The organism is Gallintestinimicrobium sp., assembly GCF_046968865.1.
Lineage (GTDB): Bacteria > Bacillota > Clostridia > Lachnospirales > Lachnospiraceae > Gallintestinimicrobium > Gallintestinimicrobium propionicum.
This window is the reverse complement of the sequence record NZ_JBKVPW010000015.1, coordinates 58,108-82,848: the sequence shown is the minus strand read 5'-3', so window position 1 is coordinate 82,848 and position 24,741 is coordinate 58,108. Positions and strand designations below refer to the sequence as shown.

Genomic DNA, 24,741 nt, shown 5'->3' with positions numbered 1-24,741 from the left:
TCGTTTTGATTTCTAAAGCATTTCGTTTTTGGGATCTGCTGCATGATTGCCGGAGCGTGGCAGCTCTGCAGCGATGGTGGTTCCGCTGTCTGAGCTTTCTGCAACCCGGACAGAGCCTCCGTGAAGAGCTGCAATCTCCCATACCAGCGCAAGACCAAGGCCGGCACCGCCGAAGGTTCGGCTGCGGGACTTGTCTACACGGAAGAAGGGCTGAAAGATACTCTGCTGATATTCCTCCGGAATTCCCCGTCCCGTATCGGAAACAAGGATCAGAAGCTTTTCGGGCTCCTGGGTGATGCAGACCTGTACAGAACCGTCTGGACGATTGTATTTGATCGCATTCTCTGTCAGATTGAAGATCATACGATAGATCAGTGCGTCGCTGCCAGTCATAACACCGTCACCTGTAAGCTCCAGAGTGATGCCGGATTTTTCCGCCAGCGGCGTAAGATCTGTGAAAATTTCCTCCACCATGGGAGCAAGCTGAATGGATTCGTTTCGTTCTACCTGCTGCAGATTACTCATCTCCAGCAGGGTTTTTGTCATCTGGGACAGCCGTTCTGTCTGCTCCTGCAGCAGGGAGAGAAAGTCTGCCGTCTCCGGCAGCATGTCGGGATGCTCTGCACAAAAAAGCTCCAGCTGCGCCTGCATCAGCGCCAGAGGTGTGCGCAGCTCGTGGGCAGCGTTGCCGGTAAACTGTTTCTGGGCAGAAAAGGCATTGTTTAACCGCTCCAGCATCTGGTTCAGGGAGTGACCAAGCTGTCTGAATTCCGGCAGAACATTTTCGTTGATCCGGATATCTGCCAGATTGTTCAGCTGTACCTTTTCTGTCTGGGAGGCAAAGCTGCGCAGGGGCTTCAGGGCATGTCCGCTGACGAAGTAGGCAAGAATACCGCTCAATGCCGTCACCACCGCCGTGATATACCAGTTTGTTGTGCGAAAGCGGCCCTGTGCTCCATCAATAAGGATCGTCAGCTCGCCGTCAGGCGCTGCCAGCTGCGGATCAAAGCTCACGGTGTCTTCTTCGTCGAGGAGGATCCTGTCGCCGCCCTGCAGTGTGTCGGCGATGGTATCCATATAATAGATGCCGGAGGAGCAGAGCAGCAGATTCATGGCGATACAGGTAACGCCGATGAGCAGAGCAGTCATCAGCGTGATGCGCCATTGCAGAGAAATTTTTTTCAATCTGTGTCACCTCCCATCAGATAGCCCTCGCCGATGCGGTTGCGAATGGGGTCATAACCTAATGCAGCGCGCAGTTTTTTACGCAGGGCAGAGATATGTACACGGATGGAGTTGCTGAAGCTGTCTACGCTGTTGTCCCAGACATGCTCCATCAGCTCCTCCTGACTTACCGGCCGTCCCTGATGTACCATTAAATATTCCAGAATACCTGTTTCCTTGCGGGTGAGGGCCAGCGTCTGTCCGTTAACGGTGGCGGTGCGGGAACGGGTATCGAAGCTCAGAGCCTTGAAGGTCAGCAGCACATCCTGCTGGGTGAACTGCCGCAGAGTCAGGCTGCGGATGCGGGCCTCCAGCTCGGCTAAGTGAAAGGGCTTTGAAAGATAGTCGTTGGCTCCGGCATCCAATCCCTCCACCTTGTCCTTCACCTCACTGCGGGCGGAAAGGATCAGCACAGGGGTCTTACGATCCCTTTGACGAAAGGTGCGCAGTACTGTCATGCCATCCTTACCGGGCAGGTTCAGATCCAACAGAACCAGATCATACCGCTCTGTGCCAAGAAGCTCCAGTGCCTTATCTCCATCGTAACAGTGATCCACGCTGTATGCCAGACGCCGCAGACTGCGGACGATTGTCTCGCACAGGACGCGCTCATCTTCAATGACCAAAAGGTGCATAAGAATCCTCCTATTTTAATAGCGATTGTTTTCCCATAATTATAGCAGAAGCAGATAAAGTTTGTGTTAATTTTTCATTCTTAACAGAGACTTTAACTGATTTGTGCTATGATCAGAACGTAAAAAACAGAAAGGGTGATAAAAAAATGCGTTACAAGAAAAAAGTCGCAGCGCAGATCGCACTGCTGATAACAGGAGCTGCAATGCTGTGTTTTGGTGCCTGGAGAGGCGAGGCAGCGACGGTACTGAGTAAAGCCATCAAATTATGTCTGGAGTGTGTGGGAATTGGATAAGAAAATTTCAGGTGTATCACAGCTTATGTCCCGTTTTCGGGGCTGGATCCAGGCAGGCGCAGCTTTATTGACCAATCTGCATCTGCCGAATTTTATCAAGGGCGGACTCTATCAGGGCACAGGGAAAACGGTCTGCGTACCGGGGCTGAATTGCTACTCTTGTCCGGCAGCCTCCGGCGCCTGTCCCATTGGGGCATTTCAGGCAGTGGCAGGCTCCTCACGGTTTCGCTTTTCCTATTATGTAACCGGCTTTCTTATTTTGCTGGGAGTATTGCTGGGACGCTTTATCTGCGGGTTTTTGTGCCCTTTCGGCTGGTTTCAGGAGCTGCTGCATAAAATTCCAACGAAAAAGCTCTCCACAAAAAAGCTGAAGCCCCTGACCTATCTGAAATACGTGGTTTTGCTGGTAATGGTGGTCTTGCTGCCGGCATTGGTTGTAAACGATGTAGGCATGGGAGATCCTTTTTTCTGCAAATACCTCTGTCCTCAGGGTGTGCTGGAGGGGGCGATCCCGCTGTCTATTGCCAATTCCGGCATCCGGGCGGCACTTGGCTCTCTTTTTACATGGAAATTCACCATTTTGCTGGGAATCCTTGTACTGAGCATATTGTTCTATCGCCCCTTCTGTAAATGGCTTTGTCCGTTGGGAGCATTTTATGCCCTGATGAACCGGGTGTCCCTTTTTCAGATGAAGGTGGACGAGAGCAAATGTGTTTCCTGCGGGAAATGCGCCGGAGCCTGCAAAATGGATGTGGATGTGACAAAAACACCCAATCATGGGGAGTGCATCCGCTGCGGGATGTGCGTTCGTGCCTGTCCTACCGGTGCGGTTTGCTTCCGCTACGGCTTTGGCGACGGGAAAGAGGCTGCAAATGAAACGACAAAAGAAGCTGTAAATGAAACGACAAAGAAAACTACAAAAAAAACAAATATGGAGGAATCAAAATGAACAAAAAGAAATGGATCAAACTGGGACTGACTGTACTGCTGGCATTTTCTCTTACAGCCTGCGGCACAAAGGACAGCGGGAATGCAGATCAGAGCAGCAATGCTGTTACGATGACGGCGGAAGCAGAAAATGCCCAGGAGGCACTTTCTACGTATAAGAAGCTGATGGAGCAGGAGAACGAGATTCTTTCGGAGAATACCGATTTGTGGGAAAAGGTCTACATGGAGGCTGACAAGGGTTCAGCCATGCTGGAAAACGGAAAAAACTACGGAGATTTTCTGCTGGACACGATAGAGAATGCCAAAGATCAGTTTTCGGACGAAGAATATGAGCTGCTCAAAACCTCTGCTGAAAAGATCAGTGAGATAGAAAACAAGCTGACGGAGCTGGAGCAAAAATATCCTGAGATCGTGGAGCAATCCATGAACAGTGAAACGAGTGTCCCTGGGGACAGTGCCCAGACCGGCTCCTCTGAGGATAGCAGTGTGCAGAAGTTTCCTGCCTTTGAAGGCAAGGATCTGGACGGAAACCCGGTCAAGAGCGACGAGCTGTTTTCCAGGAATGCAGTAACCGTGGTGAATTTCTGGTTTACCACCTGCAGTCCCTGCGTAGGCGAGCTTGGGGAGCTGGATGCGCTGAACAAAGAGCTTGCAGAGAAAAACGGCGCACTCATCGGTGTGAACTCCTTTACGCTGGATGGAAATGAGGCAGAAATTTCCGAGGCGAAGGACGTACTGGCCAAGAAAGGCGCTACGTATCAGAATGTGTATTTTGACTCTGACAGCGAGGCGGGAAGATTTACCACCGGCATTTATGCCTATCCCACTACCTATGTAGTAGATCGGAACGGCAATATCGTCGGGGATCCCATCGTGGGCGCTATTACGGAGAAGAATCAGGCGGAAACGCTGCAAAAACTCATAGATCAGGCCATTGCTTCCGATACGGGAGAAAACGAGGAATAACAGGACTACAGGCTGTGGCATCACCCGACAAATTTTTGAAAAGTGCATTGGATTTCCTGATGTAAGATGGTAAAATGTCTTCAAGGCAGAAAAATGGCACGTGTCGTGCATAGCTAAAATTTGGAGGGAAGCATGGGAAAATCAACAGTTTATTTTACGGATTTCAGGTGCCCGGTTGGTACAAGTCAGCTGGATAAGTTAAAAAAGGTCTGTCTCGCGGCAGGCATCAAAAACATTGATATGGACGGCAAGTTTGTCGCGATTAAAATGCACTTCGGCGAGCTTGGAAATCTGGCATTTCTGCGTCCGAACTATGCAAAGGCAGTGGCAGATCTGTGCAAGGCACAGGGTGGCGTTCCGTTTTTGACGGATTGCAACACCCTTTATCCCGGCAGCCGCAAAAATGCGCTGGAGCATTTGGACTGTGCAAATTTAAACGGCTTTAATACCATCACAACAGGCTGTCAGATTTTGATCGGAGACGGTCTGCGGGGTACGGACGAGGTAGAAGTACCGGTTCCGAATGCAGAGTATTGTCCTGCACCGAAGATCGGACGTGCAATTATGGATGCGGATATTTTTATCAGCCTGACGCACTTTAAGGGACATGAATCTACCGGATTTGGCGGTGCCATCAAAAATATCGGCATGGGCTGCGGCAGCCGTGCAGGCAAGATGGAGCAGCATACCAGCGGAAAGCCGGCTATCGATCTGGAAAAATGCCGCGGCTGCAGACGCTGTGCACATGAGTGCGGAAGCGATGCGATTACATATCTGAATGGAAAAGCGGTTATCGATTACGACAAATGTAAGGGCTGCGGACGCTGTATCGGAGCATGCAGCTTTGATGCAGTCTACAATGAAAACAGCTGTGCAAACGAGCTGCTGGACCGGAAGATGGCAGAATATGCGATGGCTGTCTGTCAGAACCGTCCCTGCTTCCATATTTCACTGGTGCAGGATATCAGCCCCAACTGCGACTGTCATGGCGAAAATGATGCGCCGATCCTGCCGGATATCGGTATGTTTGCAAGCTTTGACCCGGTAGCACTGGATCAGGCGTGTGCGGATGCCTGCCTGCAGGCGACTCCGATCGCAAACAGCCAGCTTGGAGAACATCTGGCAAAGCCCGACTGGCATCATCATCACGATCATTTCCTAGATTCCAATCCGAATGTGGAATGGGAAGCAACGCTGGATCAGGCAGAAAAAATCGGTCTGGGCACCCGTGCATATGAACTGAAACGGGTCTGAATCGATGTGTATTACCAAAAACGGCTCCGAAAACAGGGAGCCGTTTTTAGCAGATCATCTAAAAAAGAGGAGGATATGGGGTATGTCTTATTTTCAGGATGCGTCACCGGAATCGCTGGGGATCAGTTCCGGGGGAATTCTCCGGTTTTTGGACCGGATGGAGGAAAAGAACATCGAGCTGCACAGCTTTATGGTGGTGCGGCATGGGAAATGTGCAGCAAAGGGCTGGTGGAAGCCGTATGCACCGGAGCTTGCGCACCCGCTGTATTCTTTTGGCAAGACCCTGACGGCAACGGCAATCGGGTTTGCACGACAGGAAAAAATCCTGTCACTGGAGGAGCGGTTAGTGGATCTTTTTCCGGAGCTTCTTCCGAAGGAGCTGTCAGAAAATCTGCAGAAGGTCACCCTCTGGCATCTCCTGACCATGAGCTGCGGACATGAGACGGAAATTGATATGGAATCCCCCGACTGGATCCGGGAGTTTTTACAGCATCCGTTTTTACATGAGCCGGGAACATTTTATAAATACAATACGGCGGGCACAAACATGCTGGCGGCTGTGTTGAAGAGAAAAACAGGCTGCGATGTGACGGAATTTTTAAAGCCCCGTCTGCTGGAGCCCCTGGGCATTACTTCCTTGACCTGTTCAAAGTGCCCGGGACCGGAAGCGGTGGAAATGGCTGGCGGCGGTATGCGGATGACGACAGAGGACATGGCGCGTTTTATTTATTTTTTGTTAAACCGTGGACGCTGGGAAGGCAGGCAGCTGCTGGAAGAGGAATGGTTTGACCTTGCCTGCACCAAGCAGATCGAGACTGCCGGAGATGCGGAAGGACACGTCAAAGAATGGGCTTACGGCTACGGATTCCAGTGTTGGATGTGTAGGACACCCGGATCCTTCCGTGCGGATGGCGCCTTCGGACAGTTCGGCGTTGTGCTGCCTGATAAGGATTTGTTTGTGATCCTGACGACGGGAACCTATCAGACCCAGGACGAGCTGGATGGAATTTTTGAAGAAATCGTTCCGACCCTGACAGACAGTGCACAGGAGGCGTCGGCGGCAGCAGACGTGCTGAAAGAGCGTACCGGACAGCTGACAATCAAAGCGGGCGCTTTGTCCGAAAAAATCCACCACATTGCGATCATCGGAAGCGATTATGAGCGCTCCAGACATTTTTATGTGGATCTGCTCGGCTTTACGGTGATCCGGGAAAACCACCGGAAAGACAAAGCAGACTGCAAGATCGATCTGAAATGCGGAGAGCAGGAGATCGAGCTGTTTATCAAGCCGGATGCACCCAAGCGTCCGAGTTATCCGGAGGCACAGGGACTTCGGCATCTCGCATTTTTTGTGGAGAGCGTGGAGAATACGGTTGTGCGGTTAAACAGCCTCGGAATTGTGACAGAGCCGATCCGTACCGATGAGTTTACCGGAAAACCGATGACATTTTTTGCAGATCCCGACGGACTTCCGTTGGAGATTCATGAATAAACTTTCGACACAATACACCCTACGAATCAAAAGCTCCTGTGCAGGAATATGCACAGGAGCTTTTTGAAGTGAATTTTGGTGATTTAATTTTCCAGCTTCGAGATATCGGTTCCGAAGTATTTTTCCGACAATGCGGTCAGCTCGCCGGATTCGTCCAGCTTTGCGAGAGCGTCGTTGATGGCTGCAAGCAGCGTCTTTGTATCGTCGCCCTTGCGGACGGGGATTGCAACCTTTTCTACCTCGTCAGACAAAGCGGCAATTTTGATATCTGCATCAGGATGTGCCTTTAAGTAGTCATAATAGGTCACCTCTGTGTTGAGGGTTGCATCGATTCGGTTGGAAAGTAAAAGCTCGATGGTCTGATTCAGGTCATCGACGCCCGTTACCTCTGCACCGTATTTTTCCGCAAGGGTTGCATAGGTACTGCTGATGGTGTTTGCAGTGTGTTTTCCCTTTAAATCCTCCATGGAATGAATTTCGTCGTAGTCGCTGCGGACGATGACAGCAGTTTTATTATAGGCATAAGGTACGGAAAAATCGTATTTTTCCTGACGCTCTGGTGTAACACCTACGCCGTTTACCATGATGTCGTAGCGGCCGTCGTCCAGGCCGGCGAGCAGACCGTCCCATTCGCCCTCGACGAAGTTGACATCGACGCCAAGCTCATTTGCGATCAGCTTTGCAACCTCTACGTCGTAGCCCACCAGCTCGTCGTTTTCATCGTGATAGGTCCAGGGGGCCCAGGTACCCTCCATGGCAACCGTGATGCTGCCCCGTGCCTGGATCTGGTCTAACAGGTCTTTGCCTGCTGTGTTGGAGACAGCTGCTGCAGTGTTGTCAGAACCGCAGCCGGTTAAAGCAGCCGCTGCCAGCATAGAGCCGGAAAGCAGCAGTGCAATAGATTTTTTGAAAGTCATAAAAAAATAACTCCTTTCTGATATTCTTGCCAGCGGCAGCCGGGCAGGTAAAGCGCCGGATTACTGCTGGTCAAAAGACTGTAAAAATGCTTTGGTACGTTCTTCTTTCGGATTTGCAAAAAACTCCTTCGAGGGTCCCTGTTCCACGATACGCCCGTTTTCCATCAGGATGACCTTGTTGGAAACATTTTTGGCAAAGCTCATTTCGTGTGTGACGACGATCATCGTCATTCCCTCGTTTGCCAGGGAACGCATGACGGAAAGAACCTCACCGGTCAGCTCCGGGTCGAGGGCCGAAGTCGGTTCATCGAAATAGATGATTTCCGGTTGGGCGGCAATGGCACGCGCGATTGCGACACGCTGCTGCTGACCGCCGGAAAGCTGTGCCGGATAAGCGTCGCTGCGGTCGGCAAGCCCGACCTTTTCCAACGCCTTCATAGCGATTTCACGTGCCTGCTCTTTGGGCATTTTGCGGCCGACAATCAGTCCCTCTGTGACGTTTTTGAGGGCGGTTTTGTTGGCGAATAAGTTATAGCTCTGGAACACGAAGGCAGTCTTTTTGCGGAGCCGGGCGATGTCCTTTTTGGAAATTTTATTCATCGCAAAGGTTTCCTGATCAAAGACCATCGTGCCCTCGTCGGCGTGCTCCAGATAATTCAGGCAGCGCAGCAGTGTGGTTTTGCCAGAACCGCTCGGACCGATGATGGCGATAACATCTCCCTGGTTTACGTCCAGATCGATTCCGCCTAAGACAGGAGTGCTGCCAAAGGATTTATGAATATTTCGGATTTTCAGCATAGGTCAGACTCCTTTCTGTCCGTAGGAACCGAGTTTTTTCTCACCGACAGCCTGAAGCTTTGTCAGGACGGTGGAGAAGATCAGGTAGATCAGACCGACTTCGAGATACAGAAGAAGCGGCTCGTAGGTACGGGCAACGATTCGCTGGGTTACCATGAACATTTCCGTTACGGTGATGTTGGCTGCCAGAGAGGTATCCTTGACCATGGAGATCAGGGAGTTGGACAGCGGCGGAAATGCGGTACGCATCGCCTGGGGGAGCACGATGCGGAAAATGGTCTGTAAATAGGAAAGTCCTGCACAAAGACCGGCTTCCAGCTGGCCCTTCGGAACGGATTCCAGTGCCGCCCGGATGGTTTCTGCACAGTAAGCGCCTTCATTTAAAGAAAAGACGATGACTGCAGCGGGAAACGGATCCAGGACGATGCCGACTCTGGACAGACCGAAGAACACGACGAACAGCTGTACCAAAAGCGGCGTCCCACGGAAAATCCAGATATAAAAGCGGGCGATTTGCTTGAGTCCCTGAATATTTGCAAACTGCACGAGAGCCGCAACCACCGCGATCACCAGCGCCAGCGAAAAGGAAATAATTGTCAGCGGGATGGTTGCCGTCAGGCCCGGGAGCAGGATTTTGGGAAAAGAGTCTAAAAATAGCTGCCATAATCGACTGCTGAACATGATAAGTATCCTCCTTATTCTGCCTTCGGGGCATAGTTTTCCAGCGCACTTAAGATCGGACGGGAAAGTCGGTCGGAAGGCTTTTTAGGGCTGTCGCTTTTTTCAGACGAATCTTCTTCCTTCTCAATAATATCCCGGATTGCCTGCATCTGCTCGTCGAGGACAGCGCTTAAGCGTGCGCATTCGCTCAACTGGTAGGAGGTCTGCTCCATTAACTCGGGTGACAGATCTTTTTTATAGCGGAGCTGGTGTTCGAGATTTGCCCAGAACTCCATGGCAATCGTGCGCAGCTGTACCTCCGCTTTCATGATTTTTTTCTCATTCTGTAAAAAGATCGGCACCTCGATAATCAGATGCAGGCTGCGATAACCGTTTCTCTTCGGATTTTTGATGTAATCCTTGCGCTCGATCAGCGTGATATCGTCCTGCTGCAGCAGGCAGTCAGCGAGCATGTAAATATCGTCCACAAAGGAGCAGACGACACGGATGCCTGCGATGTCGAAGATGTTGTTTTCAATTGCCTCGAGGGTAAAGGGCAGCTTTTTTCGAAGCATTTTGTCCAGAATGCTGTCGGGGGACTTTAAGCGGCTCTGGATGCTGTCGATGGGGTTGCGGTCGTGCTGGAGGGAAAAACGTTCGTTTAATACGCGGAATTTCGTTTCAATCTCCATAATCGCGCAGCGATAGCAGGACATCAGATCCCGCGTGGAGCTGGAAAGCTCCTGAAACGCGCGGATCGAGTGGTCAGCAAGGGCGTTGCGCATTCTTTCCTGAAGGTTCTGGAAAGGGTCTTTTTTGGTATCCATTGGTTGAAAGTTCCTTTCTTAACGGTGGTGGCGGTATCAGATCTCTCCGATCAGGTAGTCCTGTCTGCCGTCGCGCAGGAACACGGGGAGCGTATCCATCGGCGCATCCGCCATGATCCACTGACCGCCCTCATAAACTACTCCGGTGCGGGCATCTGTCCAGGATGCGCCGGCAGGAAGATAAACCTGTCTGTCTACTGCATGCTCATGGCAGATTGGTGCGACTAAAAGATCAGATCCAAACAGGTAGGAATCCTTGATGTCCCAGCAGGTCGGATCGGACGGAAATTCATAAAACAGAGCACGGAGCACCGGATGACCGTTTTCGTGTGCCTGCTGCATGAGGCTTCTCGTATAGTCTCGCATCAGCTCACGGACATGGATGAATTTTGTCATGATCTGATAAGCCTCTTCGCCATAGCTCCATACCTCGTTATCGGTTCCGGTTCCCTCGCGAAGCTCGCCCGCCTTGTTATAAATTGGGGTATAGGGCTGGCGGCTGCCATGCAGACGCATAACAGGACAGAAGGTACCGAACTGGAACCAGCGGATCAGCAGCTCTTTAAAATCGGGATCTGCAGCAACACCGTTATGGAAGCCGCCGATATCGGTTGTCCACCACGGAATGCCGGAAAGTCCCATATGGATTCCGGCACAGATCTGCTTACGGAAGTCCTCATAAGTTGACATAATATCTCCGGACCAGACCAGAGCACCGTAACGCTGGCTGCCTGCCCATGCGCAGCGGATCAGATTGACGATGTCGTCCTGACCGTTTTCCTTTTGCCCCTCGTAGAAAAGCCGCGCGTATTCTCTGGGATAGATATTGCCGGTTTCCAGTACCGTACCGGAATAGTAACGGTAGTTTTCAAAATCGTAGGACGTATACTCCGGCTCTGCAACGTCCAGCCAGAATGTGCGAATGCCGAGGTCCGCGTAGTTTTGTTTGCATTTTTCCCAGACATAGCGGCGTGTTTTGGGATTGGTTGCGTCCATAAAGGCATTATTGCCGTGGAAGATCATCTGGACATCGACGCCGGAGTTGGATTTTACCAGCATATTCTGCTGCTTCATCTCTTCGTAGTTTTCACTGCGAAAATCTACGGCAGGCCAGATAGAAACCATGGTTTCTACACCAAGCTCCTGCAGCTCCTTTATCATGGCAGCAGGATCCGGGAAGAATTCTTCATCGAAACGCCAGTCACCACAGTAGGGCCAGTGATAGAAGTCGATCACGATGACGTCCAGGGGGATATTCCGTTTCTTGTATTCACGGGCAATGGAAAGCACCTGCTCCTGATTATAGTAGCGCAGCTTGCACTGCCAGAAGCCAAGACCGTATTCGGGCATCATGGGAGATTTTCCGGTTGCGTTGGCATAAGCTTCTTCTATTTCAGCAGGAGTGTCGCCTGCAGTGATCCAGTAGTCCAGCTGTTTACAGGAGCGGGCAGTCCACTGTGTCGTATTCGTGCCGAAATGGACATCTCCCACAGCGGCATTATTCCATAAGAAGCCATAACCGAGACTGGAAACGTAAAAGGGGATGCTCGCCTGTGAGTTGCGGTGGGCAAGCTCCAGATTACAGCCTTTTAAATTGAGGGTTTCCTGCTGATACTGTCCCATACCGTAGATTTTTTCTGATGGGTTGGAGACAAAGGATGCGGTCAGGAAAAAAGAGTCACCGGGCAGGGACTGAAAGCGACGTGCCTTTAAAAACAGGGCACCGCCGTTTGGAATTTCCTGCAGCAGAAGCTCGCCCTTTTGATTATAATAGGAAATTTGCAGCTCATCGCCCCAGTCCTGCAGGGAAAGCACAGCGTGGATTTTGCCGTTGGTAATTACAGCCTGACGTTCCCCGAGTTCGATAACAGGCTCACTTTTTGTCGGAGAAAGAAGTGCCGGACTGTTGTCTGAAAGCTCGTTAAACAATGCCGCCCGCGTGCGCAGGCTGTCTTCTCCCCAAGGGGAAACCATGACGGTTTCTCCATTTAAGCGAAAGAGCAGACTGTCATTTTGACGTTCAAAATACTGCATTTTGTAACCTCCTTGGTGTTTCGTTTGGTACCTCCTTTTAGCATACTACGATATTGAAAAAACTGCAAAATATCTTTGACAAAATAGGGGAATAATGCTATGATAGCTCCAGAATCAATTTGAGCTTAGAACTGACTGTACTGAAAAGTCGTCCTTTTCTTTATGGTGGCTTGCGGACAGTCTTTTTTTACGGATAGATTTCGTAAGTCAGCGCGCAGCGGCGTCTCCAATTGATCCAAATTATTCAGGAGGTACTTGAAAATGAACACAGGTGTAGTTAAGTGGTTTAATTCCAGCAAGGGCTATGGCTTCATCACCAACGATGCAAACGGCGAGGACGTATTCGTACACTTCTCCGCTATCCAGGTAGATGGCTTCAAAACTCTGGAAGAAGGCCAGAAGGTAACTTTCGATGTAGAAAGCGATCCTAAGGATTCCAGAAAGCTGAGAGCGGTTAACGTTCACATCGCATAAGGATGACTAAAAGAGCCCCGCATATGCGGGGCTTTTTTTAGCAGTGGAGATATCAATGCATCGCAAAATCTTACAGAAAGGAATCGGAAGTTGGGCACAAAAAAGGTAACAGTCGGTATTCTGGCACATGTGGATGCCGGAAAGACCACACTGGCAGAAGCAATTTTATATCGGACCGGTATGCTGCGGCGGCTGGGCAGAGTAGACCATCAGGATGCCTTTCTGGATACGGACGCGATGGAGCGGGCCCGGGGTATTACGATTTTTTCAAAACAGGCGAAGCTTGTACTGGGTGATTTTGACGTGACGCTTCTGGATACGCCCGGACATGTGGATTTTTCTGCAGAGATGGAGCGGACCCTGCAGGTGCTGGATTATGCGGTGCTGGTCATCAGCGGCGCGGACGGGGTGCAGGGACATGTGGAGACACTCTGGCGGCTGCTTTCCCGTTATCAGATCCCCACCGTTTTGTTTATCAACAAGATGGATCAGGAAGGGACAGATGAGGCAGAACTTCTTTTGCAGCTGCAAAAACAGCTGAACGAGCACTGTATCAAAGTGTGCAGTATGCCGCAGCCGCCAGACAACGCAGATATAGCATCCGGCATCAGGACATTGGGCACAGGTACAGACGCAGTGTCCGCCATGCGCACAAACGCTTCGGACAGCCCGCTGCCATGTGCAGCACCGATTCCTGTCCCGGATTTCTGGGAAAATGTCGCCATGTGTCAGGAAGACCTTTTGGAACGCTATCTCGATGGCGATACGCTGACCTGGGAGGATGCAGCACTTCTGGTAAAGGAAAGAAAGCTATTTCCGTGTTTTTTTGGATCGGCACTAAAAGTCTGTGGCGTGGATGCGCTATTGTCCGGGCTGTCGAAGCTGATGAAAGAGCCGGAATACACAGAGGAGTTTGGGGCACGTGTTTTTAAGATCACGAGGGATGAAACCGGAAAGCGTCTGACGCATATGAAGCTGACCGGAGGAAGTCTTTTTACGCGGCAGAGCCTGAGGGGACAAACTGCTGATGGACAGGAATGGGAAGAAAAAGCCGACCAGATCCGGATTTATAACGGAAGTGGCTATGAACAGGTACAGCAGGCGGCCGCAGGAGAAATCTGCAGCGTGACAGGACTGTCAAAAACCTATGCAGGAGAAGGGCTTGGGGCGCAAACGGAACCGGTGCTGCCGCTGCTGGAGCCGGTATTAACCTATCAGATCGAGCTGCCGCCGGACTGCGATGCACATACGATGCTCAGAAATCTTCGGCAGTTAGAGGAAGAGGAACCGGAGCTTTCGATTGTCTGGGAGGAAGCTTCCTCTGAGATCTGCGCGCAGGTCATGGGCGAAGTGCAGATGGAAATCCTGAAAAACCAGATCAGAGAGCGCTTCGGCGTGCCGGTTTCCTTCGGACAGGGCAGCATTGTATACCGGGAAACCATTGCAGCGCCCGTCGAGGGCGTCGGACATTTCGAGCCCCTTCGGCACTATGCGGAGGTTCATCTTTTGCTGGAACCCCTGGAACGCGGCATGGGACTGCAGTTTGCGTCAGCTGTCAGCGAAGATGTGCTGGACCGTAACTGGCAGAGGCTGGTGCTGACCCATCTGGAAGAAAAGCGCCATAAAGGCGTTTTATGCGGCACAGAGATCACGGATATGAAGATCACACTGGTAAATGGCAGGGCGCATATCAAGCACACCGAGGGCGGCGATTTCGTCAGGCGACCTATCGGGCACTCCGACAGGGACTGATGCGAGCACAAAACGTACTTTTAGAGCCTGTTTACAGCTTTCGACTGGAGATTCCACAGGAGCAGATCGGACGGGCAATGACGGATATTCAGCGGATGAACGGTACCTTTGAGCCGCCGCAGACGGAAGGGGAATTTGCGATTCTGTGCGGAAGCGCGCCGGTTGCATGTATGCGGGGCTATCAGCAGGAGGTTACCTCCTACAGCAGAGGCCGTGGAAAGCTGTTCTGTACGCTGCAGGGCTATGCTGCGTGCCATAACGCAGAGGAAGTGATGGCGGCAGCCGGCTATGATCCGGAAGCAGACCTGGAAAATCCTCCTTCCTCCGTTTTTTGTGCACACGGAGCCGGATTTGTGGTATCATGGGATCAGGTAGAGGATTATATGCACCTCGAAGCGGTTGCGCTGCCGTCTGAAAAAGGCAGTGCAGACGAAAAAGAAGCGACCGGGATATCCCAGAGCAGCCACGCAGAATATTTTGTCCGGGAAAGAAAAGAGACGCCGGAAACCTTTGTCAGCGAAGAAGAGCTGGAAGAAATTTTCAAGCGCACCTATTATCAGAACAGCGAGCCGAAGAGCAAAAAGGGCTATTAGAAGCGCTACAGGGAAGAAGCACCCCCACGACGCCTGATGGAACGCTCCCGTGCGGCAGAGGCGGATCGGAGCAAGCCGCGGGAACGCTATCTTTTGGTTGACGGCTATAATATCATTTTTTCCTGGGAAATGCTGCGCGAGCTTTCGAAGGTTAATATCGAAAGCGCCAGGAACCTCCTGATGGATGTTCTGTGCGATTACCAGGGCTTTAACGGCTGCACGCTGATCCTCGTCTTCGACGCTTACCGTGTGGAAGGCGGGCAGGAACGCGTTTTCAATTATCATAATATTCACGTCGTCTTTACGAAGGAAGCGGAGACGGCTGACCAATATATCGAAAAAACCGTCCACAAAATCGGGAAAAAAGCCGATGTGACGGTAGCGACCTCCGATGCGCTGGAGCAGGTCATCATTTACGGACAGGGCGCGCGCAGGATGGCGGCGCGGGAGCTTTTGGAGGAAGTCGAGCTGACCCGCGAAAAGGTGCTGGAACGGATTGAAAAAAGACCGGGCAGCACGCAGAAACAACTTACGGAAAACGACCATAATTACCTGTTTGACCATTTGCCGGAGGAGTTGGTCTCTTATATGGAAGAGGTCAGGCTGGGCAAACGGGAATTATAGGGAGTTTATAAAAAAGGGAAAAAGGAAAGGGAAACAAGAAAGGGGAAACACAATGGACATGTTTTTCACACAGCGAAAGCTGGAAGGAAGAATCCGGGAGCTGGGAGAATACCGTTACCGGGACGTCAGAAATTTTGAATCGTTTCTGGCAAAAGAAGACAAAAGCGGCCTGGTAAATCCGGATGTGCCGACAGATTTTACCGGCTGGGACAGGATCTGTACCGGCTCTGACTGGAAGGGCAGGGATTTATATCTCTGGCTGCATGGGGAGATGAAAGTGCCGGCAGAATGGGAAGGAAAGCGCGCGGTAGGTGTGTTTGACTTCGGTATGACAGGCGGCGGCAACAACAGCGGGTTTGAATCACTGCTGTTTGTAAACGGCGAACAGTATCAGGCGGTTGATGCCAATCATAAGGAAGTATTTTTCAGACCTGAGATCTGTGGAAATGAGGTCAGCCTGACCTTCCGCCTCTGGTCCGGTCTGGAAGGCGGCGGACTGCCCAGAGAGGTGGAGCATCGCTTAAAGAGCGCATTTTTAGGCTATCTGGATGAAAAGACAGACGACCTGTATTATCTTGGCCTGATGGTCTGGAAGACAATTGAAGAGCTTTCCGAGAACGATCCGGTTCGCCATAACCTGCAGGCAGCCCTTGACCGTGCATTTTTAAAGATTGACTGGTCTTATCCGGGCAGCGATGACTTCTATGCATCTGTTGCGGAAGCAGACGACTGCTTAAACGCAGCAATTGACGCGATGGACAAGCACTCCGATATCCATGTATACACAGTTGGACATACCCATATTGATACTGCATGGCTCTGGAGACTCAAAAACACCAGAGAAAAGTGCGGCAGATCCTTTACAACTGTTATGCGCCTGATGGAGATGTTCCCGGAATATGATTTCCTGCAGACACAGCCCCAGCTCTATGAGTGGGTAAAGGAAGATTATCCGGAGCTGTACAGCCAGATCAGAGACCGCGTGGCAGAGGGCCGCTGGGAAGCGGACGGTGCAATGTGGGTTGAGGCAGACTGTAATCTGACAAGCGGTGAGTCTCTGACCCGTCAGATCTTAATCGGCAGCAAATTCATCAAGGATGAATTCGGCAAGGAAGTAGAATTTCTGTGGCTGCCGGATGTATTCGGCTATTCCTGGGCACTCCCCCAGATCCTGAAAAAAGCCGGCATCGACATGTTTATGACGACAAAAATCAGCTGGAACCAGTACAACCGTATGCCGCATGATACGTTTTACTGGAAAGGCATCGACGGCAGCAAAGTGCTGACCCACTTTATTACGACGCCGGAGCCCGGGAGAGAAAGAGACAGCTGGTTCTATACCTATAACGGACTGATTGAGCCCCGTACCGTCAAGGGTATCTGGGACGGATACAGCGAAAAGGAAATGAATCATGACCTGCTGCTTTCCTATGGTTACGGAGATGGCGGCGGCGGTGTCAACCGTGATATGCTGGAGCAGCGCCGCAGACTGGATAAGATTCCGGGACTGCCGCATGTGGAGACGACTACCGCAGGCAAATATTTCCGTAAGCTGAAGGAAACGGTTGCAAAGACAGACCGCTATGTCAATACCTGGGATGGCGAGCTGTATCTGGAATATCACCGTGGTACTTATACCAGCCATGCGCATAACAAACGCATGAACCGTAAGATGGAGCTGTTATATCGTGAGGCAGAGTATTTTACCGTACTGCGTGCATTGCTTGGTAATGATCTGTCCCTGGCGGAGCAGGAAAAGCTGACAGCCGGCTGGAAACATATCCTGACCAACCAGTTCCATGACATTATCCCCGGCTCCTCGATCTTCGAAGTATATGAGGATTCCAAAAAAGATTACGAATGGATCGCAACACAGGGCGAAGAGGTGGAAGCAGGCTTTATTGCAGACGCCGTAACAGAAGAAGCCTCTGTTTATACCGTTTTTAACAGCAACAGCTTTGTAAGAAAAGGCGGCTCGGTTCTGTTGCTCGGTGCTGCAGGAAACAGCGCTTATTTGGAGGACGGCACGGCATTAAAGAGTCAGGAAACAGAAGGCGGACTTCTTGTGGAAATCCCGGAGGTTCCCGCAATGGGCACCGCTGCGGTTGTCCTGAAAAAAGCACCTGCTGCAGAGAATACGGCATTTACCGTAGACGGGCATAAGGTTGAAACTCCGTTTTATCTGGTTGAGTTTAATGAAGCCGGTCAGATTTCCAGATTGTATGATAAAGAAAATGACCGTGAGGTGCTTGCACCCGGACAGTGCGGCAACGTTCTGCAGGTATTTGAAGATAAGCCGATGGGCAATGACGCATGGGATATCGAGATCTACTATCAGGAAAAGATGCGTGTCATTGATGGACTGACCTGTTTTGAAGTCAAAGAGTGTGGATCGGTTCGTCTGGTGCTTCACATGGGATGGAAGTATATGAATTCCACCATTGACCAGGATGTTATCCTGTATGCAGATGACCGTAGAATTGATTTCGTGACGGATGCAGACTGCCATGAGCGCCATCAGCTGCTGAAGGCTGCATTCCCGGTTGACATCCGCACCACTTACGGAACGTTCGATGTACAGTATGGTAATGTACGTCGTTCTAATAACTGGAATACAAGCTGGGATCAGGCGAAGTTCGAGAGCGTTGCACATCGTTTCGCAGATCTTTCCGAATACGGCTATGGTGTCAGCCTGTTAAATGACTGCAAGTACGGTCATGATGTAAAGGATAATGTACTGCGCATCACTCTGATCAAGACAGCAACCTATCCGGATCACAGCCAGGATCAGGGCGAGCATCACTTCACTTATGCGCTGCTGCCTCATACCGGAGACTTTATTGCAGGCCGCACCGTACAGGAAGCGAGCGATTTGAACTGGCCGATGCACAGCGTTGCAGGCAGTGTAAAACTTCCGTTTGCAGGTTCTTTTGTAGGCTTTGACAAAGAGTGCGTTGAACTGGATGCTGTCAAGAAGACAGAGGATGGAAAATATATTGCAGTCCGGTTCCACGACTTTACCGGCGGCACGAACAAGCTGACCGTAACGCCCGGTTTTGCGTGGAAGCGCTACTGCGAATGCGACTTAAGAGAGCGTCCGCAGGGCGATTTTAAAGAAAACGGTACGATTCAGATGACCGTAAAGCCTTATGAAATCGTGACGCTGCTGTTTGAAGTATAAAAATGTGAGTTCTGAAATTTTACGGATTTATATAAAATTCGGTACTTGTTTTTTTAGGTGGCTCTGATAAAATCACATACAGAAATGCCCGGTGCTTTACAGGAAACTTGGCACCGGGCTTTCTTATCGTATAGGAAACTTCGTTTCCATACGATAAGAAATGCTCTACGAGGATGCGCACTGCAGCGTAAGGTTCCACAGAGAAACCGACAGAAAGGTGTACACTCATGTTGACGAAAATTTTGGACAAAAAACTTGGAAGCTCGATTTTTACAGGACGTCAGATCATTTCGATGCTGATGCCGCTGATCATGGATTCGTTTTTCGTTTTCGGTATCGGTGTACTGACAACTGCGATGATCAGCTCCTCCAGTCAGGAGTCGGTAGCGGCCATCAGCCTGGTCGGGCCGCTCTATATGATGGTATATGCCATCAACAATGCCATTTCTGCCGGTGGTACCGTTGTGGTTGCGATGTTTAAGGGAAAAGGGGAAACCGAAAGGGTAAAAGAGGCAGCAGGTCAGCTGATCGTGGGACTGCCGCTTTGTTCTCTTGCTGCATGTATCCTTCTTGTGCTCTGTGCAGATCCGCTGATCCGTTTCCTGTTTCATGGAATGGAGGAAACGATTCTCGTAAAGGCAGAGCATTATCTGATCGGAGTTGCGATCTCGGCGGTATTTTTATCTGTCTATATGAGCGGATTTGCGGTATTTCGTGGACTGGGAGAGACGAAAAAATGTCTGCACCTGTCGATTTTGATCAATGTCCTGCATTTTGTGGCAAGCTTTGTATTTATCAATATTTTGAAGCTGGATATCATGGGAAGCGCACTTTCTTTGAACCTGGCGCGTCTGGTAGGCGGCATGGCTGCAGTCCTGATGCTGATATCCAAAAAAAGTTCGATTGAGATCCGTCCGAGGCACGTTTTTCGAATCGACTGGCGTATTCAGAAAGAAATCTTTCGGATCGGCATCCCCTGTGGAATGGAGCAGCTGTTTATGAACGGAGGCGCGATGCTGGTTCAGGTTTACATTGCAAAATTGGGAACGGCGAGCGTTGCGGCAAATGCCGTGTCCAACTCGATCTTTTCTGTTTTGTATGCGGCACCGTCCGCAGTGGCGACGCTGGCCGTGACGATCGTTGGTCAGTGTATCGGTGCAGGAGAGAAAAAGCTGGCGCGCCGTTACGGCAGATCCATGGTTTGGCTGTGTACTGTTCTGGTGTTATTGTCACTGGCGATCGGAATGCCGTGTATTCCGATTCTGTTAAAGCTTTATCAGGCGCAGGCAGAAACGGTTCCGATGATTTACCGGGTACTGATCATTGCGGCAGTCAGCATGCCGTTTTTCTGGGGGGCATCCAGTGTGCTTCCTTCTGTCATGCGTTCGGCGGGTGATGCGTCCTACGCGTCCTACTTTTCTCTTGTTACGATGTGGGTGGTTCGTGTCGGACTGGGCTACCTGATGGCGATCCCGATGGGACTGGGTCTGGAGGGCGTCTGGATAGCGATGTGTACCGAATGGGCGGTCAAAACAGTTGCCTTTGGTCTGCGCTTTCGCGGAGAGAAATGGCTTGCTCATTCCGACCGGATGGATAAGATGTGATGCAACAGGGGGATTTAAATGCTGGGAGATAAAACTGCTTTTCTAAACCAATATGCCATTCCGGAAAAGATGTATGAAGAAGCCGGTATGAGTTGGGCGGATCTGGAAGCGATTGCGGAGGACTATGCCTATCGCGTGGACGGCTTTTACATGATTCGGGATATGTTTTTAAAAGAACTGATCGAAAATAAAGAAGACGAGACCGGTTTGCATTCCTATCGTACCAGAATAAAGACACCGGGGCATCTGGTAGAAAAAATTATCCGCAGACGGGTTGAAAATTATCGGAAATATAAAGAACTGACGAAGGAGAACTATCTGAAATTCGTCACAGACATCATCGGGTTCCGTGGACTTTTGCTGTACCGGGAGGACTGGGTGGTGTTCCATAAATATCTGTTGAAGCATTTTGAAAATCATGCTTCATGGTATGTGCATGACTGCCTGAAGGATTTTGACGAAAGCCGCGACCGCTATATGGTGGAAGCACCCAAGGTACATATGCGCCCGGGGGATTTTGCGGACATTTATGCAGACTGGATCGCCAGCGATGATATTTATGATCAGAAATATTACCGTTCCGTGCATTATATTCTCAAATACCGCGGCATGTACCTGGAGGTGCAGGTCAGGACGCTGTTTGAGGAGGGGTGGGGAGAAATCGATCATCACATTCTTTACCCCTACAAAAAACAGAATCCGATGCTGACGGAATTTTCGGAGCTGTTGAATCGTCTTGCCGGAATGGGGGACGAAATGGCATCCTTTTACAGACGTCTGCAGGATGTTCCGGGGGATGCCTTTCTGGACAAAAAGAGTATGGTGGATGTCCGGCGGGAATATGAGACTCATGAAACCCAGGTCGGATGTGTAGAACTGGAAAAAATCGAGACCGTTCAGGATGCGATCGATTCCATTCTGGCGGAATAAGGAGGTTGCATGGAGGATAGTTTATTCTGGGGAATTCCCAAGAGTGCGTATGAAAGTGCGGATCGAATGCTGACACTTGCGCGAAAGGGCGGAATCCGCCAGCACCTGCTGGGAGATACGTCCCGGATCCGGCATGGCACGATTGAGGATCAGAGCGTGGATGAATACTGCAATTTTTTGCAGACAAAGCTTTGCTGTGAGATTCTGCAGCTGGAGGGAGCAGACATGTCTGCTCAGGACGAGACAGCATCGGATGGATTGGCTACAGAGCAGGGAGAGAAAACAACGCCTGCCGCCTGCTGCAGGGAGGAACAGAAAGGGAGAAATGCCGGATGGACAGCGGAATGAATTCTATCGAAAGCATGTATTTGAACTATAGCGGACTGTTGGAGGAATTTTCGGAGGATGTCATCCGCAGCAGGTACGCTTTTTTATACAAGGAATGTATGGAATTTTTGAAAAGTCAGAAGCTGGAGTCAGAGGTGCGGCTGGATGAAGTACTGCTGATGCATGCAGTGCTGGATTATTTTTCGGATGTGTCGAGACTGAAAAAATTCCACCATATCCATCATATCAACGAAACAAAGGTGATCGCATACGAGACATTCTGGCTGCTGCGCAGAAAACCACTGCAGGTAGTGACACAGCGGCAGGATGATTTTCTGGCATTTATCAATGAAAAATTTGTTTTCTCCAGACTTGCGGCATTTTTGGTTGGAAACCGCAAAGACCAGGTGCTGCGTGAGCAGGATAAAAAGGCGTTTATGAACTATCTGGATACGCTCTACTATTTTCTGAAATACCGCCAGTACGATCCGAAAATGCTGGAGCTGATGCTTCTGGGCTTTCGCGCCGGGGAGATCTGGGGACGGCAGTAAAACAGCCGTGGCAGTGAAACAGCCGTGGCAGTAAAACAGCCGTGGCAGGAAACAGATGTTTGCAGATACGCTCCGGTTTATGTAATTCGGATTTCGCGATTTTGTTCCATTTAAATTTGTCAAATTCCTCTTTCTGGGGTATAGTAGAAAATAGAGGACGCGCTGAGGCATCGGGGGAATTTGTCCTACAGCGCAGGAAAAGGAGGGATTTTTTTGAAACTGAATTACAAAAGAACATTTCTGGTAGGACTTGCCTTTCTGTCCATTTGTGCGTTCTGGCAGATGTATGACAACATCATCCCGCTGATTTTGCAGGGAACGTTTCACTTAAATGAGACGCTCACCGGAGCAATTATGGCGGCAGATAATGTACTTGCGGTATTTTTGCTTCCGCTGCTGGGCTCATTGTCCGATAAAGCGGATACCAGATGGGGAAAACGGACGCCGTTTATTGTGGTTGGGACGGTACTCGCGGTTGTTTTGATGATGCTGCTTCCGCATGCGGATAAAACAGGAAATTTTGTGCTGTTTGTCATCAGCCTGTTTTTCCTGCTGATTGCGATGGGATTGTACCGGTCGCCTGCAGTAGCGCTGATGCCTGACCTGACACCGAAGCCGCTGCGCAGTCAGGCAAACGCGATCATTAACCTGATGGGTGCAGTCGGAGGTATTTATACCCTGATTTTGATCAGTCTGCTGTTAAAGGGCGGAGACAAACCGGATTATACGCCGGTCTTTCTGGGCGTAGCACTTCTGATGGTGGTTGCTGTTGTACTTCTTGTTTTGACAGTGCGGGAAAAGAAGCTTGCACAGGAGGTCGCGAAAGCAAATCTGGAAGAAGAAACAGAGGAAGAACAAAAGGCGGACAAGACAGGAGAGCTTACTCCGGGAGTAAAGCGCAGTCTGACGATGATCCTGATCTCGATCTTTTTGTGGTTTACCGCATATAATGCAGTGACGACAGCATTTTCCCGCTATGCCCGTACCGTATGGGGCATGGAGGGCGGCGGCTTTGCCAACTGCCTGATGGTAGCGACCGTAGCGGCGATTATCAGCTATATCCCCATCGGCATGATTTCCGCGAAGGTGGGCAGAAAAAAAACGATCATGGGCGGTCTGGTACTGATGCTGATCAGCTTTTTTGCGGCGATTTTCTTCACGGAATATCACGCAGTTATCAATCTTGGCTTTGCCCTGATCGGAATGGGCTGGGCAGCAGTGAGTGTAAACTCCCTGCCGATGGTTGTGGAGATGTGTTCAAGTGAAGATGTCGGAAAATATACGGGGCTTTATTATACCTTTTCCATGTCGGCACAGATTGTGACCCCAATTTTGTCCGGCGCGTTTTTACAGTATGTTTCCTATCGGACGTTATTTCCGTATGCCTGTGTCTTTACGGTTGCAGCGATGATTACCATGAGCATGGTGCACCACGGCGATAATAAACCGGAACGCAAAAAAAATCTGCTGGAAAATTTTGACGTAGAGGATTAAAATACTTTCATAGTTCAGAATTGCGAAAACGACAATGAAACGGAAAGATGACTGGATCAAAGGAGAAGCATACCGATGAAAAAATGGATACCGGCGGCAGCGACCGCTGCAGGTGCTTATTTAATTGCAATCGCTCCGAGACTTTGCGAACGGCCGGAGCGTATGCCGAAGGTGTATTACGCGCATCGCGGTCTGCATGATAATATTTCAGACGCGCCTGAAAATTCCCTTGCAGCCTTCCAAAAAGCGGTGGATGCGGGCTATGGCATTGAGCTGGATGTGCAGATGACTGCAGATGGAAAGGTTGTCGTTGTACATGATTTTAACCTCAAGCGGATCAGTGGTGTGGACAAAGAGATCGACCAGTGCACCTATGAAGAGCTGCAGGAATATCCGATCTACGGAAGCGACCAGAGAGTGCCGCTGTTTGAGGATGTTTTAAAGGCAGTGGACGGAAAGGTACCCCTGATCGTTGAGCTGAAATATAAAGAGGGCAGCAAGATCTGTGAAAAAGCCCAGGAGCTTTTAAACAGCTATACCGGAATTTACTGTATCGAATCCTTCCATCCGCAGGTACTGGTCTGGTATCGGAAAAACTATCCCCATATCTGCCGCGGACAGCTGTCGATGAATTTTGAGCGGGATGAAAATACAAAGGGTGCGCAGTATTTTGCACTGCGTCATCTGTTGACCAATTTTCTTGCAAAGCCGGATTTCATCGCATATGACTGCCGTGCAATGCATGCGGTATCCAAAAACATCTGCCGTAACCTGTTTGGCTGTCCGTCCGTTGCATGGACGGTAAAATGTCAGGCACAGCTGGATGCCTGCAGCAGATCCTTTGATTACTTTATTTTTGAAGGATTTGCGCCGAAGCAGTGAGGCAGGATGATGTGCGCGCGTCGGAAGTGATTTTAGTATTAGAAATAAAAGCAGAGGCGGGATTCCAAAAGAGTTCCGTCTCTTTCCTGTCGTATAGGAAACTTCGTTCCCATACGATAAAAATGCTCCGCGAGGATGCGCACTCGGCGCAAGGGTAGATGGTTGCCGAGGCAACCGCGCCTCGGCGCGAGAATGTGCCAAGGCACATTCTTTTTAAAAGGATGCTTGAAAAAACATGCCTGAAAAGCAGGAAAATATGCAAAATATTTTCAAAATGGAGG

23 protein-coding genes and 1 pseudogene are annotated in these 24,741 nt (G+C 50.3%); 17 read left to right on the top strand and 7 right to left on the bottom strand.

Features of this window, described 5'->3' with window-relative positions; genetic code table 11:
- Positions 1-12 precede the first annotated feature (12 nt).
- Together ACLTOQ_RS12785 and ACLTOQ_RS12780 are read right to left on the bottom strand one after the other, a co-directional pair.
- On the bottom strand, positions 13-1,185 hold the full coding sequence (locus tag ACLTOQ_RS12785; RefSeq protein ID WP_412271768.1) for a sensor histidine kinase: 1,173 nt from the start codon (positions 1,183-1,185) through the stop codon (positions 13-15).
- Positions 1,182-1,859, bottom strand: a complete 678-nt coding sequence (locus ACLTOQ_RS12780) for a response regulator transcription factor (protein WP_021914694.1) — start codon at positions 1,857-1,859, stop codon at positions 1,182-1,184. Before ACLTOQ_RS12780 ends, ACLTOQ_RS12785 begins: the two co-directional genes overlap by 4 nt.
- Before the next feature lie 146 nt (positions 1,860-2,005).
- Here ACLTOQ_RS12780 and ACLTOQ_RS12775 point away from each other — a divergent pair, with 146 nt between their 5' ends.
- The 6 genes and pseudogenes from ACLTOQ_RS12775 (at position 2,006) to ACLTOQ_RS12750 (ending at position 6,812) form a co-directional block, all read left to right on the top strand.
- Positions 2,006-2,152 carry a CD1871A family CXXC motif-containing protein gene (locus ACLTOQ_RS12775; RefSeq protein ID WP_021914695.1) on the top strand — a complete coding sequence of 49 codons (147 nt, stop codon included), beginning with the start codon at positions 2,006-2,008 and terminating at the stop codon, positions 2,150-2,152.
- Complete coding sequence (locus tag ACLTOQ_RS12770) at positions 2,145-3,101, top strand: 4Fe-4S binding protein (RefSeq protein WP_021914696.1); 957 nt, start codon at positions 2,145-2,147, stop codon at positions 3,099-3,101. Before ACLTOQ_RS12775 ends, ACLTOQ_RS12770 begins: the two co-directional genes overlap by 8 nt.
- Entirely contained in the window at positions 3,098-4,066 is a 969-nt protein-coding gene (locus ACLTOQ_RS12765; protein ID WP_412319597.1) for a redoxin domain-containing protein, read from the top strand. The genes ACLTOQ_RS12770 and ACLTOQ_RS12765 overlap by 4 nt, the downstream gene beginning before the upstream one ends.
- Positions 4,067-4,198: 132 nt before the next feature.
- Entirely contained in the window at positions 4,199-5,320 is a 1,122-nt protein-coding gene (locus tag ACLTOQ_RS12760; RefSeq protein ID WP_308728628.1) for a DUF362 domain-containing protein, read from the top strand.
- Positions 5,321-5,324: 4 nt separating this feature from the next.
- Positions 5,325-6,293: pseudogene (locus ACLTOQ_RS12755) on the top strand (serine hydrolase domain-containing protein); the annotation flags it as partial.
- A 141-nt stretch (positions 6,294-6,434) separates the two neighbouring features.
- Entirely contained in the window at positions 6,435-6,812 is a 378-nt protein-coding gene (locus ACLTOQ_RS12750) for a VOC family protein (protein WP_262586800.1), read from the top strand.
- 83 nt (positions 6,813-6,895) lie between these two features.
- Here the strand turns inward: ACLTOQ_RS12750 and ACLTOQ_RS12745 are convergent, their stop codons facing one another.
- From ACLTOQ_RS12745 to ACLTOQ_RS12725, 5 genes are read right to left on the bottom strand one after another with little or no spacing between them, the layout of a single operon-like run.
- Entirely contained in the window at positions 6,896-7,729 is an 834-nt protein-coding gene (locus ACLTOQ_RS12745; RefSeq protein WP_412271780.1) for a transporter substrate-binding domain-containing protein, read from the bottom strand.
- 60 nt (positions 7,730-7,789) lie between these two features.
- Entirely contained in the window at positions 7,790-8,527 is a 738-nt protein-coding gene (locus tag ACLTOQ_RS12740) for an amino acid ABC transporter ATP-binding protein (protein ID WP_412319595.1), read from the bottom strand.
- A gap of 3 nt (positions 8,528-8,530) precedes the next feature.
- Positions 8,531-9,208 (bottom strand): amino acid ABC transporter permease, encoded by a 678-nt coding sequence (locus ACLTOQ_RS12735; protein ID WP_021914701.1) that lies wholly within the window; start codon positions 9,206-9,208, stop codon positions 8,531-8,533.
- A gap of 14 nt (positions 9,209-9,222) precedes the next feature.
- Positions 9,223-10,014, bottom strand: coding sequence for a GTP pyrophosphokinase family protein (locus ACLTOQ_RS12730; protein ID WP_412319594.1), 792 nt, complete (start codon positions 10,012-10,014; stop codon positions 9,223-9,225).
- Positions 10,015-10,050: 36 nt separating this feature from the next.
- Positions 10,051-12,048 (bottom strand): TIM-barrel domain-containing protein, encoded by a 1,998-nt coding sequence (locus tag ACLTOQ_RS12725; RefSeq protein WP_412319593.1) that lies wholly within the window; start codon positions 12,046-12,048, stop codon positions 10,051-10,053.
- Positions 12,049-12,309: 261 nt separating this feature from the next.
- Here ACLTOQ_RS12725 and ACLTOQ_RS12720 point away from each other — a divergent pair, with 261 nt between their 5' ends.
- The 11 genes from ACLTOQ_RS12720 (at position 12,310) to ACLTOQ_RS12670 (ending at position 24,460) form a co-directional block, all read left to right on the top strand.
- A complete protein-coding gene (locus ACLTOQ_RS12720) occupies positions 12,310-12,522 on the top strand; it encodes a cold-shock protein (protein WP_021914222.1) in 213 nt (70 codons plus the stop codon).
- 90 nt (positions 12,523-12,612) lie between these two features.
- Positions 12,613-14,274, top strand: a complete 1,662-nt coding sequence (locus ACLTOQ_RS12715) for a GTP-binding protein (protein ID WP_412319592.1) — start codon at positions 12,613-12,615, stop codon at positions 14,272-14,274.
- A complete protein-coding gene (locus tag ACLTOQ_RS12710) occupies positions 14,274-14,867 on the top strand; it encodes a hypothetical protein (RefSeq protein WP_412319591.1) in 594 nt (197 codons plus the stop codon). The genes ACLTOQ_RS12715 and ACLTOQ_RS12710 overlap by 1 nt, the downstream gene beginning before the upstream one ends.
- Positions 14,868-14,903: 36 nt before the next feature.
- Complete coding sequence (locus ACLTOQ_RS12705) at positions 14,904-15,491, top strand: NYN domain-containing protein (protein ID WP_412319590.1); 588 nt, start codon at positions 14,904-14,906, stop codon at positions 15,489-15,491.
- 52 nt (positions 15,492-15,543) lie between these two features.
- Positions 15,544-18,672 carry an alpha-mannosidase gene (locus ACLTOQ_RS12700; RefSeq protein ID WP_412319589.1) on the top strand — a complete coding sequence of 1,043 codons (3,129 nt, stop codon included), beginning with the start codon at positions 15,544-15,546 and terminating at the stop codon, positions 18,670-18,672.
- A gap of 227 nt (positions 18,673-18,899) precedes the next feature.
- Positions 18,900-20,276, top strand: a complete 1,377-nt coding sequence (locus ACLTOQ_RS12695) for an MATE family efflux transporter (protein ID WP_412319588.1) — start codon at positions 18,900-18,902, stop codon at positions 20,274-20,276.
- A gap of 18 nt (positions 20,277-20,294) precedes the next feature.
- Positions 20,295-21,206, top strand: a complete 912-nt coding sequence (locus ACLTOQ_RS12690; RefSeq protein ID WP_021914226.1) for a hypothetical protein — start codon at positions 20,295-20,297, stop codon at positions 21,204-21,206.
- Positions 21,207-21,215: 9 nt separating this feature from the next.
- Positions 21,216-21,554: a hypothetical protein gene (locus ACLTOQ_RS12685; RefSeq protein ID WP_412319587.1), complete on the top strand. Its 339-nt coding sequence runs from the start codon at positions 21,216-21,218 to the stop codon at positions 21,552-21,554.
- Positions 21,539-22,084, top strand: a complete 546-nt coding sequence (locus ACLTOQ_RS12680) for a hypothetical protein (protein ID WP_021914228.1) — start codon at positions 21,539-21,541, stop codon at positions 22,082-22,084. Before ACLTOQ_RS12685 ends, ACLTOQ_RS12680 begins: the two co-directional genes overlap by 16 nt.
- A gap of 213 nt (positions 22,085-22,297) precedes the next feature.
- The gene (locus ACLTOQ_RS12675; RefSeq protein WP_412319586.1) at positions 22,298-23,578 is read left to right on the top strand and encodes an MFS transporter; all 1,281 of its coding nucleotides are present in this window, start codon (positions 22,298-22,300) and stop codon (positions 23,576-23,578) included.
- Between the two features lie 75 nt (positions 23,579-23,653).
- Positions 23,654-24,460 carry a glycerophosphodiester phosphodiesterase family protein gene (locus ACLTOQ_RS12670; protein ID WP_412319584.1) on the top strand — a complete coding sequence of 269 codons (807 nt, stop codon included), beginning with the start codon at positions 23,654-23,656 and terminating at the stop codon, positions 24,458-24,460.
- Positions 24,461-24,741: the final 281 nt, after the last annotated feature.

Bases quoted from the DNA above. Each gene is read 5' to 3' on its own strand.
- ACLTOQ_RS12735 (WP_021914701.1), bottom strand. From the start codon at position 9,208: ATGTTCAGCAGTCGATTATGGCAGCTATTTTTAGACTCTTTTCCCAAA.
- ACLTOQ_RS12705 (WP_412319590.1), top strand. From the start codon at position 14,904: ATGGAACGCTCCCGTGCGGCAGAGGCGGATCGGAGCAAGCCGCGGGAA.
- ACLTOQ_RS12710 (WP_412319591.1), top strand. From the start codon at position 14,274: ATGCGAGCACAAAACGTACTTTTAGAGCCTGTTTACAGCTTTCGACTG.
- ACLTOQ_RS12695 (WP_412319588.1), top strand. From the start codon at position 18,900: ATGTTGACGAAAATTTTGGACAAAAAACTTGGAAGCTCGATTTTTACA.
- ACLTOQ_RS12745 (WP_412271780.1), bottom strand. From the start codon at position 7,729: ATGACTTTCAAAAAATCTATTGCACTGCTGCTTTCCGGCTCTATGCTG.
- ACLTOQ_RS12725 (WP_412319593.1), bottom strand. From the start codon at position 12,048: ATGCAGTATTTTGAACGTCAAAATGACAGTCTGCTCTTTCGCTTAAAT.
- ACLTOQ_RS12775 (WP_021914695.1), top strand. From the start codon at position 2,006: ATGCGTTACAAGAAAAAAGTCGCAGCGCAGATCGCACTGCTGATAACA.
- ACLTOQ_RS12780 (WP_021914694.1), bottom strand. From the start codon at position 1,859: ATGCACCTTTTGGTCATTGAAGATGAGCGCGTCCTGTGCGAGACAATC.
- ACLTOQ_RS12765 (WP_412319597.1), top strand. From the start codon at position 3,098: ATGAACAAAAAGAAATGGATCAAACTGGGACTGACTGTACTGCTGGCA.
- ACLTOQ_RS12730 (WP_412319594.1), bottom strand. From the start codon at position 10,014: ATGGATACCAAAAAAGACCCTTTCCAGAACCTTCAGGAAAGAATGCGC.
- ACLTOQ_RS12690 (WP_021914226.1), top strand. From the start codon at position 20,295: ATGCTGGGAGATAAAACTGCTTTTCTAAACCAATATGCCATTCCGGAA.
- ACLTOQ_RS12670 (WP_412319584.1), top strand. From the start codon at position 23,654: ATGAAAAAATGGATACCGGCGGCAGCGACCGCTGCAGGTGCTTATTTA.
- ACLTOQ_RS12720 (WP_021914222.1), top strand. From the start codon at position 12,310: ATGAACACAGGTGTAGTTAAGTGGTTTAATTCCAGCAAGGGCTATGGC.
- ACLTOQ_RS12685 (WP_412319587.1), top strand. From the start codon at position 21,216: ATGGAGGATAGTTTATTCTGGGGAATTCCCAAGAGTGCGTATGAAAGT.
- ACLTOQ_RS12700 (WP_412319589.1), top strand. From the start codon at position 15,544: ATGGACATGTTTTTCACACAGCGAAAGCTGGAAGGAAGAATCCGGGAG.
- ACLTOQ_RS12760 (WP_308728628.1), top strand. From the start codon at position 4,199: ATGGGAAAATCAACAGTTTATTTTACGGATTTCAGGTGCCCGGTTGGT.
- ACLTOQ_RS12740 (WP_412319595.1), bottom strand. From the start codon at position 8,527: ATGCTGAAAATCCGAAATATTCATAAATCCTTTGGCAGCACTCCTGTC.
- ACLTOQ_RS12680 (WP_021914228.1), top strand. From the start codon at position 21,539: ATGGACAGCGGAATGAATTCTATCGAAAGCATGTATTTGAACTATAGC.